Annotated in this window: 12 protein-coding genes and 1 riboswitch; of the genes, 4 read left to right on the top strand and 8 right to left on the bottom strand. The window is 46.0% G+C overall.

Going from position 1 to position 15,841, the window contains the following annotated elements; translation table 11 throughout:
• Positions 1 to 207: 207 nt before the first annotated feature.
• Genes mukB through cmoM form a run of 4 tightly spaced genes read right to left on the bottom strand, consistent with a single transcriptional unit; the run spans position 208 to position 7,502 of the window.
• Entirely contained in the window at positions 208 to 4,665 is a 4,458-nt protein-coding gene (gene mukB, locus EAE30_RS11050) for a chromosome partition protein MukB (protein ID WP_123015967.1), read from the bottom strand.
• Positions 4,662 to 5,390, bottom strand: a complete 729-nt coding sequence (gene mukE / locus EAE30_RS11045) for a chromosome partition protein MukE (RefSeq protein ID WP_164711833.1) — start codon at positions 5,388 to 5,390, stop codon at positions 4,662 to 4,664. The genes mukB and mukE overlap by 4 nt, the downstream gene beginning before the upstream one ends.
• Positions 5,371 to 6,708: a chromosome partition protein MukF gene (gene mukF / locus EAE30_RS11040; protein WP_123015965.1), complete on the bottom strand. Its 1,338-nt coding sequence runs from the start codon at positions 6,706 to 6,708 to the stop codon at positions 5,371 to 5,373. Before mukF ends, mukE begins: the two co-directional genes overlap by 20 nt.
• A 14-nt stretch (positions 6,709 to 6,722) precedes the next feature.
• On the bottom strand, positions 6,723 to 7,502 hold the full coding sequence (gene cmoM, locus EAE30_RS11035; RefSeq protein ID WP_123015964.1) for a tRNA uridine 5-oxyacetic acid(34) methyltransferase CmoM: 780 nt from the start codon (positions 7,500 to 7,502) through the stop codon (positions 6,723 to 6,725).
• 115 nt (positions 7,503 to 7,617) lie between these two features.
• On the opposite strand from cmoM, the gene elyC reads away from it, so the two are divergent.
• A complete protein-coding gene (elyC, locus tag EAE30_RS11030) occupies positions 7,618 to 8,463 on the top strand; it encodes an envelope biogenesis factor ElyC (protein WP_123015963.1) in 846 nt (281 codons plus the stop codon).
• A gap of 90 nt (positions 8,464 to 8,553) precedes the next feature.
• Here elyC and torR read toward each other — a convergent pair whose 3' ends face one another.
• Positions 8,554 to 9,261, bottom strand: coding sequence for a two-component system response regulator TorR (gene torR / locus EAE30_RS11025; protein WP_123015962.1), 708 nt, complete (start codon positions 9,259 to 9,261; stop codon positions 8,554 to 8,556).
• Positions 9,262 to 9,732: 471 nt separating this feature from the next.
• On the opposite strand from torR, the gene purR reads away from it, so the two are divergent.
• The 3 genes from purR (at position 9,733) to EAE30_RS11010 (ending at position 12,119) form a co-directional block, all read left to right on the top strand.
• A complete protein-coding gene (gene purR / locus EAE30_RS11020) occupies positions 9,733 to 10,734 on the top strand; it encodes an HTH-type transcriptional repressor PurR (RefSeq protein ID WP_123015961.1) in 1,002 nt (333 codons plus the stop codon).
• A 155-nt stretch (positions 10,735 to 10,889) separates the two neighbouring features.
• Positions 10,890 to 10,990, top strand: a riboswitch (cyclic di-GMP riboswitch).
• A 111-nt stretch (positions 10,991 to 11,101) separates the two neighbouring features.
• Positions 11,102 to 11,689 (top strand): TfoX/Sxy family DNA transformation protein, encoded by a 588-nt coding sequence (locus EAE30_RS11015; RefSeq protein WP_123015960.1) that lies wholly within the window; start codon positions 11,102 to 11,104, stop codon positions 11,687 to 11,689.
• Between the two features lie 106 nt (positions 11,690 to 11,795).
• Positions 11,796 to 12,119 (top strand): putative signal transducing protein, encoded by a 324-nt coding sequence (locus EAE30_RS11010; protein ID WP_123015959.1) that lies wholly within the window; start codon positions 11,796 to 11,798, stop codon positions 12,117 to 12,119.
• Between the two features lie 17 nt (positions 12,120 to 12,136).
• Here EAE30_RS11010 and EAE30_RS11005 read toward each other — a convergent pair whose 3' ends face one another.
• From EAE30_RS11005 to glgC, 3 genes are all read right to left on the bottom strand, one after another.
• Positions 12,137 to 12,940, bottom strand: a complete 804-nt coding sequence (locus tag EAE30_RS11005; protein WP_123015958.1) for an alpha/beta fold hydrolase — start codon at positions 12,938 to 12,940, stop codon at positions 12,137 to 12,139.
• 138 nt (positions 12,941 to 13,078) lie between these two features.
• The gene (gene glgA, locus EAE30_RS11000) at positions 13,079 to 14,548 is read right to left on the bottom strand and encodes a glycogen synthase GlgA (RefSeq protein WP_123015957.1); all 1,470 of its coding nucleotides are present in this window, start codon (positions 14,546 to 14,548) and stop codon (positions 13,079 to 13,081) included.
• On the bottom strand, positions 14,538 to 15,755 hold the full coding sequence (gene glgC, locus EAE30_RS10995; protein ID WP_123015956.1) for a glucose-1-phosphate adenylyltransferase: 1,218 nt from the start codon (positions 15,753 to 15,755) through the stop codon (positions 14,538 to 14,540). The genes glgA and glgC overlap by 11 nt, the downstream gene beginning before the upstream one ends.
• Positions 15,756 to 15,841: the final 86 nt, after the last annotated feature.

Raw genomic sequence — 15,841 nt, 5'->3', positions numbered from 1 at the left:
GTGAGCAGCAACGCTGCTTAATCCCAATCTCAACAAGCCCGTTACTCTTCGTAACGGGCTTTTTTATTCCCCTGCACAACCCTCTGCTTGTGTGTTATTCGCGCCCTTCTCACTGACTATTGAGCATAAGACAAAAAAAGCGCCTTCATCAGAAGGCGCTTGTAACCGTGTCACTCTTCTGGCAACAGAAAACACATCCTATACCGACTAGAGCGACTCCGCGATAGCTTGTTCAGGTGTGGTCGCTTTCGGCTCTTGACCAAAGCCACGTAAGCCAACCACGTGCACATGCTCGTGATCTTTAAAGACCTTACGCACCAATTTATAGGTCGTTCCTTTTTCTGGGCTGATATTTTCAGGCGCAGCAATTAAAAGCTGCATATCTAAGCGATGACACAACTCAAATAGTGTTGCGATCGATTTGCCATCCAAACGAGCGGCCTCATCCAAGAACAACAAGCGACATGGCACGATGTCTTTGCTACGTAAACGACGCGACTCTTCTTCCCAACTTTGCACCACCATCAATAGAATAGACTGACCCGTACCAATCGCTTCACCGGTTGATAACGCGCCGGACTCTGCTTGCAACCAACCATCGGTACCACGATGGACCTCGACACTGAGCTCAAGGTAGTTACGATAGTCCAGTAGTTCATCCCCTAAGATTTGTGGAGAACGTTGCCCAAGATCGATATGCGGGTTCACTCGTTGGAATAATTTCGCCATGGATTCAGAGAAACTGTAGCGATTATTTTCAAACAAATCACGGTGCTGCTCGTGCTCATCAACCAAACCAGACAGTAAGACTTCATGGCTCTCGCGCACTTTCACATTCAAACGCACACCACTGACCTGACCAAATGAAATGTTCGACAAGCCTTGGTTCAGCATGCGAATGCGGTTTTGTTCTCTCTGGATGGTCTTACGAATCAAGTTAGCGACTGAATCCGAGCTGATCGCTAAACGGTGTTCACGCTGAGTGAGCTCTTCTGTTAAGCGCGCAAGCTCTACTTCCATCTCTTCAATCGCTTCCACCGGATCATCAGTGCGGATAATGTCTTGGCGAATACGCTCACGTAAATGCTGATAAACCGCAATGTAGAACATCACTTTGCGTTCAGGATACGCCGTATCTTCTGACTGACGCAGTGCATCACGTAGATTTTCATTGTCCGAGACGGCTAAACGCAATGCGCCGAGCGATTTGTCCGACATCGAGCGTAAATCATTGGCCGAGAGGTACGCCAACTCCCGTTTGTGCAAACGACGCTCAACATCGTTGTCACGGGCGAGACGGAGCACTGAACACCAGCCAGCTTTGGCATTCACCACGTAAAGGCGCAACTCATGATAGGTTTTTTCTAACTTCTTCAGTCGCTTAGCTAGCGTTTTCATTTCCAATTCAGAGGATGTGATCAAACGCTCACACTCACTCTTACGCTGGCGTAGCGCATGTAAACGCTCTTGCAACTCTTGGCGACGGTACTGGGCTCGCTCGAGTGCGCTTTCATCGGCTTGGACGCCCAATTCTTGCAAATCTTGCTTAAATTCCTGAACCGTTTCCAGTTTGGCTTGATGCGAGCTTTTTAGTGACGCCATCACTTGATGATATTGACTCAGCTGCGCTTGCGCTTGCTTGAGCTGCTCGCGGCTCTGTGTCCGTTGTTTCTCGGCTTGCGCCAATTTCACTTTCAGCTTTTCACTCAATTCACTGTTGTGATCGAGTAAACTGACAGAATCCGAATACGCAAAGTAGTGACGACGTTCCACCAAATCAGACAGTGCGAAAATCTGTTGCTTCAACTGCTGTAGCGCTTGGTCTGCCTGCTCATATTCTTTCTCCAAAGCATCAAACTGCTCTGGATCCGCATCAAGTGCAGAAACAATCGGTGCCAATGCATCCACGGCAGCACGATGCTTAGTAAGGAAAGTTTTCGAGACTTCTAATTGCTCAAGTTGACGGTTAACCTCATCCAAACGCTCATCGATGGTGTCATCCGCGAACAACCCAAACATTGGCGTTATTTTATCCAGTAACGCTAAGGCTTGTTTGCTTAACTGACGTTGCGAGCGTTGCTGCTGCTCTTGGTTTTGCAACTCGCTAAGCTGACGCTGAATCTGGTTACGTTGAGTTCGAATATTCGTCAACGCTTGCTCCGGATCATCGTTAAATGCAACGTACATATGTTGAGCAATGAACGCATTAAAACTGTGATACTGACGGAGTAACTTTTGTGAATCAAAGGCCGCTTTCGCGTAATTTTCAACGGTTTCTTCACGTTCTTGGCGCAGGTTTTCTAAGCGCTGCTCACGCGCTGCCCGTCCAAACAACGGCAGCTCAGGAAAACGAGAATAGCGCATTTGCCGTTGATTAAATTGAACACACACCGCGTTATCGAGTTCTTCCGCGTTGAAGCAACTGTCATCAAATGCATCGACATCCCCTTCGATTAAATACAAATCTTCTGGGCAATCGTCGAGTTCAACCAGACGCTCTTTCACAGCACTTAAATCTGGCACCACAATAGCGTGACGTGCTGGGCCATACATTGCACTGAAATACGGCGCATCATCTAGGGTGATATCATCGTAAATCTCCGCTAATAGTACCCCGCCCAGACTATCGGCTAACCCTTTTAAGCGAGGATCGTTCGAGCCACCCGGAGCGGCTAAACGGGCAATTTCATCATCCAACTCATCACGTTGTAGGGCTAAACGATCTTTTTCCGCAGACGCACTTTTCTCTTGTTCAAGCACAGACTGCATCTGCGCCATCACAGCTTGCGCATTATCGAGTGGCGCATCACTGATTTCACGTAATTGCGTCAAGGCCTCATGTGCGTGAATCCATGCAGGAGCGGCGTCTTCAAGTTGGCGGATTTGCCCTTGTAACTCCTGCTCTTTCTGACGCGCGAGACTGCACTCTTCGCGTAACTCTTCATAAGACGCATCAAGCTGTTCCAGTATGGCACTATGGCGCTCATACTCTTGCTCAAGAATGCCATCCTCATCCAATGTCACCTGAGTAAGATTGTGATACTCATTTAGGGACTGCTGCATTTGCTGACGCTGCTGGATACGACGGGTTAAATCACGCTGCTGAGCGACCCACTGATGTTCCTGACTGACGGTATGCTGGGCATCACGCGCCTCGTTGAGTACCTCGCGCGCAACATCGCGAGCCCGTTCACGGAGAACCTCGCCTTTCACAGAGGTTAACAGCCCATATGCACGTTCAAACTGTTCCGCGGCGGCTGATGACATATCCAAACGGTGCTTCACGCTCAATAAGGTTTGAGTTTGCTCATCTTGGTGTTGCTTCAGTTTCGCAACACGGGGAATGGCATTCTCAGCCGTTAATGACTCGTCCCCCAGTAAGGTCTGCGCTTTTTCAAGGGCATTGACCGCTTGTTGATATTGCAACGTTCGGGTTTGCTGCACATCGAGCGCTTGCTGGTAGTCCGCCAATTGGGTTTTTAAGCTGTCCACTTCCTCTTCAGAGACAAGCGACTGCTCTTCCGCCTGCATGACGCGCTCTTGTGCTTCTTCAACCACCATCATTTGTTCTTCAAGACGAACGCTCAGCTCTTCTAAATCGTCTTGATAACGTGTGATTTTTTCTTGTTGCCGCAGCGCATTTTGCACGAGTTGGGCATGATCCGAGGCAGATTGATAATCTTGCTCTAGACCACTTTCTTGATCAGCAAACTGAGCCAATTCACTCTGCACATCATTGAGTATGCGGTTGTGCTCAATCAAATGATTGCGCGTCTCAAATAAATCACGACGCAAGGCGAGCGTCTCATCAATTTTATGACGACGTTCGTTGGCATGGCGCATATAATCCGCCGCCACATAGTTGGTTGATTCGGTGATCAGATGTTTAAACAGATCCCGATCCGCTTGCGTCGTTTTGATCGCTTCCAACGTCATACGGTTTTCACGCAGTGCGGATTCCATATCTTGGAATGCTTTCTTTACACCGCCATTTTGCGGTAATAAATAATCACGAAGCGAGCGGGTAATTGCGCTGGAAATACCGCCATACAGCGACGCTTCGATCAAGCGGTAAAACTTAGAACGATCGCCACCATTGCGTAATTTCTTAGGAATCACACCAAATTCAAACATCTGACTGTGGTAGTCAGTAACCGATGAGAACGTCTTGAACAAGACTTCTTCCCACTCGCCGACTGCGGCTTTGACTTCATCAAGTTGACGAACACGCGCTTGATTATTCGAGACCGTTTCCACCAGCACATCCGTCGGTTTCACGTGACTCGGTAAGCCTTGAATGACGAATGGCTTGATGTCTACTTTCTTATCACGCCCGGCCACCTGCTGCAGTTTTACGCCAAACAATAAGCGCTGATGTCGCGAGTTCACCACATCTAGCGTGGCATAACAGGTTCCCGGCTGGAGCTTACCGAATAAGCCTTTGTCTCGCGACGACTGAGAGCTTCCTGCTTCGGTTGTGTTGCGAAAGTGCAGTAGAGTCTGATCGGGAATCAATGCGGTGATGAACGCGGCCATCGTGGTTGATTTACCGGCACCGTTACCGCCAGATAACGTGGTCACCAAATTATCAATATCAAAAGTACGAGCAAAAAAGCCGTTCCAGTTGATCATGGTTAGCGATTGATATTTACCTCGTTCAATCATGCGTCATCCTCTACTTCTGTTGCCGTATCCAATGGGTCATTATTTGAATCTTGTCCGTCAAACAAAGTGGGTTGGCTCGGTTCTTCGTGATACACCACTGCTTCACCATCGCGAATTAAACGTAATTGTGCATCGCGCATATCATCACCAACACGCACATCGGCACCAAAACGAAAGACCGCTTCAGAGATATGAAATTTATTGGTTTCGCCAACGGTAATAATCATACCAAGCCGTTTGAGACGTCTAAGTGAGGTGCGAACTTTGTCGAACAGTTTCTCTTTATCAAGATCAGACCCGGTCGCGCGATGCGTGACCAACTTCATCAACTTACTTTCATCCGCTAACTGTAACAGCTCGTCATACAGCTCTTGATTGGTAAAAATACCTTCGTGGGCCAAACGTTCTGGGCTTAAGTAAAGAAAGCACAATACTTTACCCACTAGCATGTCTAACTCTGATAAGACACTGCGATTAATCAATGAGGTAGAACGTGGGCGTAAATAGAAAAAGCCTTCTGGCGCTCGAACCAGTTCTGTATTGTAACGCTGATAGAAAACGGCCAACTCCGATTCAAAGTCGCTTAAAAACGCGTGATTGTCCAAATCTTCACTGGCGATATGACGTCCCGCCCGTAACAGGCTGTCTAAAGCCGGAAAGAGCGGGTTCGCGATCGCTTTTGCCAGATTTACTGACATGTATTCATTAATATCGGTCGATGACATTTGCTTGTACCTTTGCACCAAATTCGTTGATTGCTTGCCAATCGGGTTGAATCGCTTGATAGTCGGATTCTGAATAACCCAGTCGGACCGCTTGGTCAACAACAATGCGAGCGAGATCAAAATGATGAGTATGGGGGTGCGTTGCAAGATAGTCTTGCAGCACCGAGCCTAAATCAATAGGACGGTTGTGTTGTTTAAAATCACTGAGCATTTCACCGATGCGTTCGCCCAGTTCATCATGCACATGTTGAAATTCTTCGTATTCCACTTCTTGCGGAACAAACCCGGTGACTTCGTCATCACGCAGCACGAGGGCCTCATCGCGTAAATCGCGTAGACGCTCGGCGTCGGCATACGTGAGGTACCAAGGCTGGTCAAAGTAATCCGTGAGGGATTGTCTCAAGCGTTGACTGAACGCCCGGTTTTGGTCCATATCAATCGCGGTACGAATAAATTTATGCACATGACGGTCATAGCCAATCCATAAATCAATCGCTTGCTGACCCCAGCTGACGATACGATCCAACTTCATCTGTAAACCAAACAAAATCTCAGCAATGAACTCCAACGCTTCGTTTCCGTAGGTCAATTCTTGAATATCAAGAATTTGCGTTTGCAGTTCATCCCCCGCCGCTTGCAAGGTATCTTGCAATTCCCGCAATGTGGTCGAGGTTTCCGTTAACAACTGTTCACAACTTGAGATAGCATCTTGCCAGTTCTGGTTGAGCAGTTCCGCAATTTGCTCTTTCACTAAGTGCTGCTGCTCATCCATCACGCGTTGGTTGAGATCGATTTGATCAAAAATCTCGCCCACCGAATACTTCAATACGCCATAGACATTCTTACGCCACTCTTCGGGCTCTGCGCTTTGCTGCGCAGCCTCAACGGCTTTGGCCATTTCACTGGCCACCATCGAAAGTTGAATCGAGAGTTTCAGCTTCGAGAATTGTCGATGACGAATATAATAGTCGGTGATGCCAATGGCTAACGGCGACAAACGATAAATGCTCACCCCATCGTTTACTTCGCTAGTAAAACGGCGAATTAAACGCTGACTGACCATTTCATTAATCGCATTATTCGCGCGGAAAGCGGAGGCTTCTCCGGTCTCTGAAAATTGTTGTGTTACTATTTTAAATGTATCTTGCAGCTCACCTTCCCCTAACTCGTCCTCATAGCGTTCACTACTCAATACTGATATTGCAATCAGGAAAGCTAAACGCTCAGGTGTTAGGTTCAAGGAAAAATCATGCTGTTTGACCCACCCGACTAATTCGTCAATGGACTGAGTCTCAGCAGTATGAGTTAACTCACTCATGCTTCATCCTGTTGTTATTGCTTTTGCGCCCATACATGAATGTATCGGCCTAATGAGAGATAAGGCTCTTGCCGGCAAAATTGTCGTTCCAACGCCAAAAGGTCCTCGTGCTCAAACTCTCCCATGTGAGTCACATTCCCCATGTAATCACTAAAACAGCGAATACCACTTTTTCCACACAGCGTAAAACCCGCTTCTTCAATCCAATGGTAAACCTCATTAGGAAGCAAGCCTTGTTGCGGTTGCAACTTAAACCGTTTTTTATGCGGCATACCGTTCAAAATATGTGGCAAGTTACCACAGACGGCATTCTTCATAACTAACCCATGATAGTTATAGAACATAATGGATGCCATGCCACCGGGTTTAACCTGAGCTAATACCGTCTCTAATGCCGCTTTAGGATCGGCTAACCATTCCATCACAGCGTGAAAGAGTACGAGGTCTACTGGCTCGGTTAAATAGCCGCCAATCTCCTGCACTGGAGCATGAATCAAGCGATACTGCTCAATTAATCCAGCATATTCAATCGACTCTTTTGCCAAGCCCAACATCTTGGAAGACAAATCACACAGTGTGACTTTGTGACCCAAGTGGGCAAGTTTTTGAGATAACTGTGCTAATCCACCACCAGCATCTAAGATATTTAAAGGCTTGTCATTGGGAGTAAAATGCGTTAACAATTGCACTATATCTTCCCAAACAATGACTTGACGTATTTCACCTTTGTCAGAACCATAGATGTTTTTTGTGAATTTGTGGGCAATATCGTCGAAATTGCGATCTTTAGTCACGGCTGCTTGCGTTATGATAACTAATCGTGCTGTTATTCTGTCATAGGAATGGCAGGAATAAAGAGGCTTTTATCCTTTTTTTACGCCAAGTGCTGTTTTTTCGGACTATTTATATATGTTTGAGCTGAAAAAAATTATTTCGTCCCTATTTATGCCGCTACCAGCACTGCTGATTATCGGGTTTTTAGGTTTATCATTAATCATGTTTACTGCCAAGCGCAAGAGTGGCTGTGTCATCGTGCTGTTTTCTTTAGTGGGCATTTTTCTCGTGTCATTTCAGCCTGTCTCATCGCGCCTATTGATGCCGTTAGAACGGCAATACAAAGGCTTTTTGCCCGTCGACGCCAGCATTGACTATGTGATGGTATTAGGCAGTGGCCATGTCGTCGATGATCAACTCCCCCCCACCTCCGAGCTCAGTCGTACTGCCTTGATGCGCTTAACGGAAGGCATTCGTATTTTTCGCATGTACCCAGGATCGAAGCTGATTTTGTCGGGCTACGCTGGAGGAAGTGAATTTAGTCATGCGCGGATGCTCGCTCAGGTCGCGCTGGGGCTCGGCGTACCGAAAGCCGATATTATTTTATTAGAAACCGCCAAAGATACGTGGGAGGAAGCGCGCCAAGCCGCGGCATTTGTCAAACAGAAGAAAATGGTCTTGGTCACTTCCGCATCGCACATGCATCGAGCTCTGCACGAATTTCATGCCGCAGGGTTGGCACCTGTGCCGGCACCAACCAACTATTTAGCCCAAAAGAACATTCGCCAACCTTGGGAAAAGTATGCCCCCAAAGCGCGATACTTAGAACAAACCGAACGATACTGGCACGAGACCATGGGGAGCCTTTGGCAAGATCTACGTGATTGGTTACTGAAAACCACACCAGAACCTTTACCAACAACGCCGAAAGCCTCGACCGCTGAAGACATGCCCGACCCTGTGAAGAAGCCATCTTCCTAATTGGCATATCCAACAGGCCATCACAAAAAACGCCAATTCTCGCTGTCGGGAATTGGCGTTTTTGTGTTTCGACTGGTCTTAACGTGAGATTTATGTCCCTGCGAACATATACCCTTCACCATGTACCGTCACAATAATCTGTGGGGTTTTGGGATCACACTCCATCTTTGACCGTAATCGACGAATTAATACATCAATGGTGCGGTCATTAGGGGTATCAACACGATGGCTGATCATCGCTAAAATCGCTTCTCTTGTGAGCACTTGATGCGGATTAGACGCAAGAGCGACTAATAATTCATACTCCGCTTTGGTTAATTTAATCGGTTCGCCATTCTGGCTCAAAGAACGCCGTTGAATATCAAAGAACCAATCACCAAACTGGATTTGCTGACAGTCCGAATGTTGAGTTAGTGGCGCATGCTCACGGGCACGCGACACCCGCCACATCAAGTTTTTCACTCTGACGAGTAACTCTCTTAATTCAAACGGTTTCGCAACGTAGTCGTCGGCCCCCATTTCTAAACCAATAATTTTATCGATATTGTCTTCTCGTCCATTGAGAAGAATAATTCCTACGTCGGACTGATTACGTAATTCGCGAGTGATCATTAAACTGTCACCCGATAACAATTGCGCGTCCAACAATATGACATCGAATTCCTGTTGGTTTAAGTGTTCACGCATTTCTATACTAGTCTCAGCCGACAGTACATCGTATCCTTCCTGCTGAAAGTAATTGACTAAAATAAGCCGCGTATCGCGCTCACTTTCTACAACTAATAACGGATAATTCATAGGCGTTACTGGCTTCCGATTCAATACACACTCAGTTCATTCTATTCATAGTCCGTAATATTTCTAGGGTTACTCATAAAAACCTCATGCTTTATTGATTCAAAACAAGCTAGCATCGAGTTTTCACACTTAGCTAACGCGTTACGTGGTTTACACTCAACTATTCAGGGTGGTTTTCCACGCCCTAACGCCTCTCAATATCCTCAGCGTCACACGTCCGCCGCCGACATGCGCCATCGAAAAATAAGGCACTGACTCGCCTGCGCGGGGCAAATCGGACAAATATGAATTTTTCATTGCGGCAAGACAGAGAGCAGTCTAAAATCACACCCAGTTTGTTATCAAAATTATCCAATTGAACCGCTCATCGTTAGCGGTTTTTTTGCTTAAATTTCGGCTTCATAAAAGCCTTCTGTTGGCTGAGTTCAGTAATTGACCCTTCCTAGCCAGCAGCTGTTATAGGAAAAACCAATGGCGACAATTAAAGACGTAGCCCGCCTTGCTGGCGTGTCGACAACGACTGTGTCACATGTGATCAATAAAACACGCTTTGTGGCGGAAACAACGCAAGAGCGAGTACTTAACGCTGTGAAAGAGTTGAATTATGCGCCGAGTGCCGTGGCAAGAAGTCTAAAATGCAACACGACTCGGACCATAGGGATGTTGGTTACCCAATCGACCAATCAGTTCTTTTCCGAAGTTATCGATGGTGTCGAAAGCTATTGCTACCGTCAAGGCTATACACTCGTACTGTGTAATACGGGCGGCATTTATGAAAAACAGCGTGATTATGTGCGTATGCTGGCGGAAAAGCGTGTCGATGGTATTTTGGTCATGTGTTCGGATATGACTCCGCAGCTGATGGAAATGCTCGATAACCATGCCGACATTCCAAAAGTCATCATGGATTGGGGATTGGAAGATTCACAAGCCGACAACATACTCGATAATTCAGAAGAAGGTGGCTATCTGGCGACCAAGCATTTGATTGAGAATGGTCACTCCGATATCGCTTGCCTCAGTGGTCATCTTTCTAAAGTGGCGTGTCAAGAACGCATTCGTGGTTTCCGCCGCGCGATGCAAGAAGCCAAATTGCCGGTCAATGAAGATTGGATTTTAGAAGGTAACTTCGAGTGTGATACCGCAGTACTTGCCGCAGACAAACTGTTGGCAATGGACTCGTTACCGACGGCAGTTTTTTGCTTTAACGATACCATGGCGCTCGGTTTGATCAGCCGCTTACAACAAAAAGGATGCCGTGTGCCTGATGATATTTCAGTCATCGGCTACGACAACATAGAGTTGGCGGAATATTTCTCCCCCCCACTGACCACGATTCACCAACCGAAACGTCGTGTGGGTAAAAACGCCTTTGAAATTTTGTTGGAACGGATAAAAAACAAACAACACGAGCGTCGTACCTTCGAAATGCACCCAGAATTAGTCATTCGCGACACTGTAAAGAAATTGTAAATTGAAATTCATCTATATAAGTGTCATTATGGGAACGATCACATATAATTAATACTCATTGACAGTAACACTTATGTTTATGGTTTTTGGGGGATAGGACATTCTCTCCTTCTCCCTTTGTAGTAAGCTCATAAAAGTTCTATTAAACTTAAATGTCACGTACAGGGCAAACCAATTGAAAAGTTGGGACGCAAAGCCTCCGGCCTTCACCAATATGCACTATACTTTGGTATGGAAAGGTAGCGGGGTTACCGATGAACTATGTACAATGTAAGTTTACGTTTTGTTGACAAAGTAAAATCATTGTATTGCTACACTCTCGGACCTGATTTTGGTGGCGTATTTAAATTACACCGAGACTAAAGGCATGGATAAACCTATATTAAAAAACTCAATGCGTCTGTTTGAATCATTAGGACGCGTAAAATCTCGTTCAATGTTCGGCGGATTTGGTATTTTTGTTGATGACACAATGTTCGCATTGGTCGTACAAGACAAACTTCATATTCGCGCTGATGATCACTGTGCAGAGAAATATCGTTCAGAAGGCTTAGAACCCTATATTTATAAAAAACGTGGGTTCCCAGTTATTACTAAGTATTTTGCTCTTCCTGATAGCTACTGGGATAATACTGATAAAATCCTACAAGAAGCCAATCAGGCGCTGCTTGTCGCGAAGAAAGAACGCGAATCACAAGCAAAAGCGAAACCGACTCGGCTTAAAGATTTACCAAACTTACGTTTAGCCACAGAACGTATGCTTCGTAAAGCGGGAATCGAGTCTGTGGAAATGCTGCATCAAAAAGGCGCAGTAGAAGCTTACAAGGCGATTCAAGATACCCATACAAGCACTGTTAACATCGAGTTGCTTTGGGCTCTAGAAGGGGCGATAGAAGGACAGCACTGGTCGGTCATTGCTAAACATCGTCGAGATGAACTGATGCAACGGTTATAGTTGTTTTCAGATAGAAAAAAGCACTCATAGGAGTGCTTTTTTATTGCCCATTACTTTGTTTTAATGCTCTGCTATGATGTCCGCATATCGAGACAAGGAGTGGGTAATGAAAATCTACTTAGCCAATAATCCGACAGAAGCACACATCATCTGTGGCTTGCTACAATCTGAAAATATCGCCTGTGAAGTCAGAGGTGAACAGTGGTTTAGCTTACTTGGTGAAATCCCCATGGATGAAAATTCCATGCCGTACATATGGCTTTTTCATGCTTTTCAAGCCGATGAAGCCCACACCATTATTCGCAAGTTCCAAAAAGAATCGACAGACACCGTCTTTCCCAACTGGACTTGTCGTCAATGTCACGAAGTTAACGAAGGGCAATTTGCTATTTGTTGGCACTGTGGGTGCGCATTGGCAGAGTATGCTTAAGTCTATGGGCTTAAGCGTCATCCTGTTTGACTTTGCTGGGCAATAAATTCAATAGAATGTCGGTTAAACATTTGCGCGTTTTCGATATTACAGACATGCCCACAGTCGCCAATTTCAACCAATGCGCTAAGCGAGTGATCGCGAACCCAGGCTTTGACTGGCGCGAGGAATAAATAGTCTTTATCACCCATGACATACAGCGTCGGTACCGGGTTCATATTCTCCTGGTAGCGCGCCATCATCGGGTTAACATTCAACGCGAGACGAAACCAGCGCTTAAATTCACTTTGGCACAACTTTTTCGCTTCACGAATAAACAAACGCCGAGATTCCTGCTGCCTAGAGGTTGGCATCACAATATAAGCAAATAATCGATACAGCCACATATAGGGCACGATATTTTTAAGACTATCGCCTAAGTGAATCAAACAGCGAGTGCGACAATCGAGTGATAAAATCGCCCCACCTAACACCATACTTTTGACTCGTTGCGGCCAATGCTGAGCAAGAGTGTGTGCAATCAATGTGCCTAACGACATCGCCACAATATGGGCACAAGTAATCTTTAACTCATCCATCACCGATAGCACATCATCTGACACACTTCGAAAGGTATACGCATCCCGGTGTTGACTTGTCAGCTTCTCGGCCGAACGTCCGTGGCCGCGTAAATCCACTAACAAGACATTAAACTGCTGACGGTACGCTTTGAGTTGCTTGAACCATATGGACGAACTGCCACCGGCTCCGTGAATGAACACAACCCATTCGCGACTATTCGAGTGATAAAATGCTTTGTGAAACAGCAGAGTGTCAGGCATTACTACCCCAAAAATACAAAAAGGCCGATAATCATAGCACAGTAAAAAACAATAGCGGGAGATAATATCGCACAAAACAGAGGGGCGTCAAAAAGTAAGAGATCCGCGTGCGATCTCTTACTCTGTGTCATTAGATACTTATTGTTCTAATGCATTCCGATACATTTTGACGTACTGCACCGCTGATTCATGCCAACTAAAGTCGCGCTGCATTGCTCTTTGCTGCACCTCTAACATGGCTTGTGGCGACTGTAAATAAAACAGCAATGCGCGCTGCATCACGATCAGTAACGCTTGAGGGGTGGGTTCGAGAAAACCAAATCCGGTCGCTTCTTGTGGGAACTTATCGTAATCGGCAACCGTATCTTTGAGTCCGCCGACTTCGCGCACAATCGGTAACGTTCCATAAGCCATACTGTATATCTGGTTCAGTCCGCACGCCTCAAACTCTGAAGGCATTAAGAAGAAATCCCCTCCCGCTTCGACCAAGTGGGCCAATTCATTACTATAGGCTTCAATAAACATCAATTTATCACTATAGCGATTAGCGAGTTGATGCAAGGTCGCGGCGATGTTTGGATCGCCAGTCCCGACAATGACCATTTGCACATCATTGTGTAAAAACTGTTCGATGATGGGCAAGAGATAATGGAAACCTTTTTGGTGTGTTAAACGGCAAACCATACCAAACACCGCGACACCACTGCGCAGAGGTAATCCCACCTTCTGCTGTAAACACTGTTTGCAGGCTCGTTTACCTGCACGTAACGACTCCGCTTCCCAGTGATAGGTTTGAGGCAAGAACGCATCGGTTGCCGGATTCCACTCCGAGTAATCACACCCGTTAACAATTCCGACGAAATCGCGTTCGCGACGCACAAAGTCATCAACGAACCCATGAGCACCCAAAGGCGTCAACAGCTCCGTGGCATAATTGGCACTCACCGCGTTAACTTTATCGGCGAAAGCGATTCCGGCACGCAACATACTCACCTGCCCCGCTCCATAACGTAGAAACTCCATACCAGTGAGGTTGAGCTCAGGAATACATTCCAGTTCTTCGTAAGTAAATAGCCCCTTAAAAATGGCATTATGCACGGTCAACACACTTTTCATGTTGGCATAATAAGCATCATCGCGATAACGAGTTTTTAAGAGGAAGGGAACAAATCCGGTATGCCAATCATTAGTATGAATGATTGATGGTTGTATATTGAGTTTTGGTAATACGTCTAAACTTGCCGCCGAAAAGAAACTAAAGCGCTCACCATTATCGTCATACGCTTGATTGTGTTCCGCATAAAGCTCTGGACGCTCAAAATACGCATCACAATCGATGAGGTAGACCGTCACCCCATCTAACTCAGTTTGGCGTACCTGATAGTGCGTGTGGGGCCAATGAGCTAACTCTGTTTCTAAAATGACTGGCATGTCCGCTTTGTGGGCGATTTTTTGATAGCCAGGAAGAACGATCGCGACTTGATGACCTAAATCGGATAACGCTTTCGGCAATGCTTTCGCAACATCGGCTAGCCCTCCGCTTTTGACCACCCCTTGTGCTTCTGAGACAACAAACCATATGTTGACTTGATCATGATTAGAATCCAACTTTCATTCCTTTTGCCACTACCACTATTCCACTGGATGACACCTCAAAACGCGCGCGATCAGCGTCTAAATCTTCGCCAATCACTGTGCCAGCAGCAATTTCGACATCTTTATCAATGATGGCCCGCTTGATGGTACATCCTGCACCAACTTTTACATCACCTAAGATAACAGATTCACTGATACAACAGCCAGTGGCAATATTGGTTCGATAACCTAAAACCGATTTATAAATATCTGAGCCATGAATAAAACTGCCGCCAGATACCATGCTATCGGTAATTTTAACCTTTTGCTCGGCAGAATCCACGAAAGTCGCTGGGGGTAATGGAGGGTAAAAAGTATGTAATGGCCATCGGCGATTATATAACGAGAATTTTTGGTCATCGCCTAATAAGTCCATATGTGCTTCCCAATAGGCTTCGACCGTACCAACATCACGCCAATAATTGTCATGACGTTCTCCAGGGATTTTATTGGTCGAAAAGTCATAAACATAAACCGTTCCTTGCGGGTACATCTTCGGAATAATGTCATGGCCAAAATCATGGTTAGATTGTGGGTTTTCCGCATCAAGCGCTAATTCTCGACATAAGCAATCGGTATTAAAAATATAGTTGCCCATCGACACTAATGCCCACTGTGGCTCTCCGGGTATGCATTTAGGGTGGGCAGGTTTTTCTTCAAATCCAATCATACGCCCTTGCATATCGACCTCAATGATACCAAAGTCGCTGGCCTTTTCTACTGGCATACGAATGGCTGATACGGTCAGCTCAGCACCCGACTGCCGGTGTGCGTCCAGCATCTGCCGTATATCCATTTTATAAATATGATCAGAGCCAAAAATACACACTTCATCGGGTTCGGCCAATTCAACAAACCGTAAATTTTGATAAATCGCATCGGCCGTGCCCTCATACCAACGCTTTCCATCGCGCATCTGCGCTGGAATAGGATCAATAAAGCGCTCAGTAATCCCACCAACATTCCACCCTTTTTTTAGGTGTAAATACAAGGATTGAGATTTAAACTGCGTTAACACATAAATCCGTAACAGATCCGCATTAACAAAATTATTGAGCGCGAAATCAATGAGTCGATAACTGCCACCGAAAGGTACTGATGGTTTACTTCTGGTTCCCGTCAGAGGCATTAAGCGCTTGCCTTCCCCACCAGCTAAAATCATACCTAGTACACCAGCCATTGCTGTCTCCATCCCTTTTTATCGCTGCTTATCATGCTAAACCAGCACGGCAGCGGATCACATTCTCGTTTTCCATACACATAATG

It is taken from the genome of Vibrio zhugei (assembly GCF_003716875.1).
Taxonomy (GTDB): domain Bacteria; phylum Pseudomonadota; class Gammaproteobacteria; order Enterobacterales; family Vibrionaceae; genus Vibrio; species Vibrio zhugei.
Note: the sequence above shows the minus strand (reverse complement) of the source record. Positions and strands in the feature narration are given on the sequence as shown.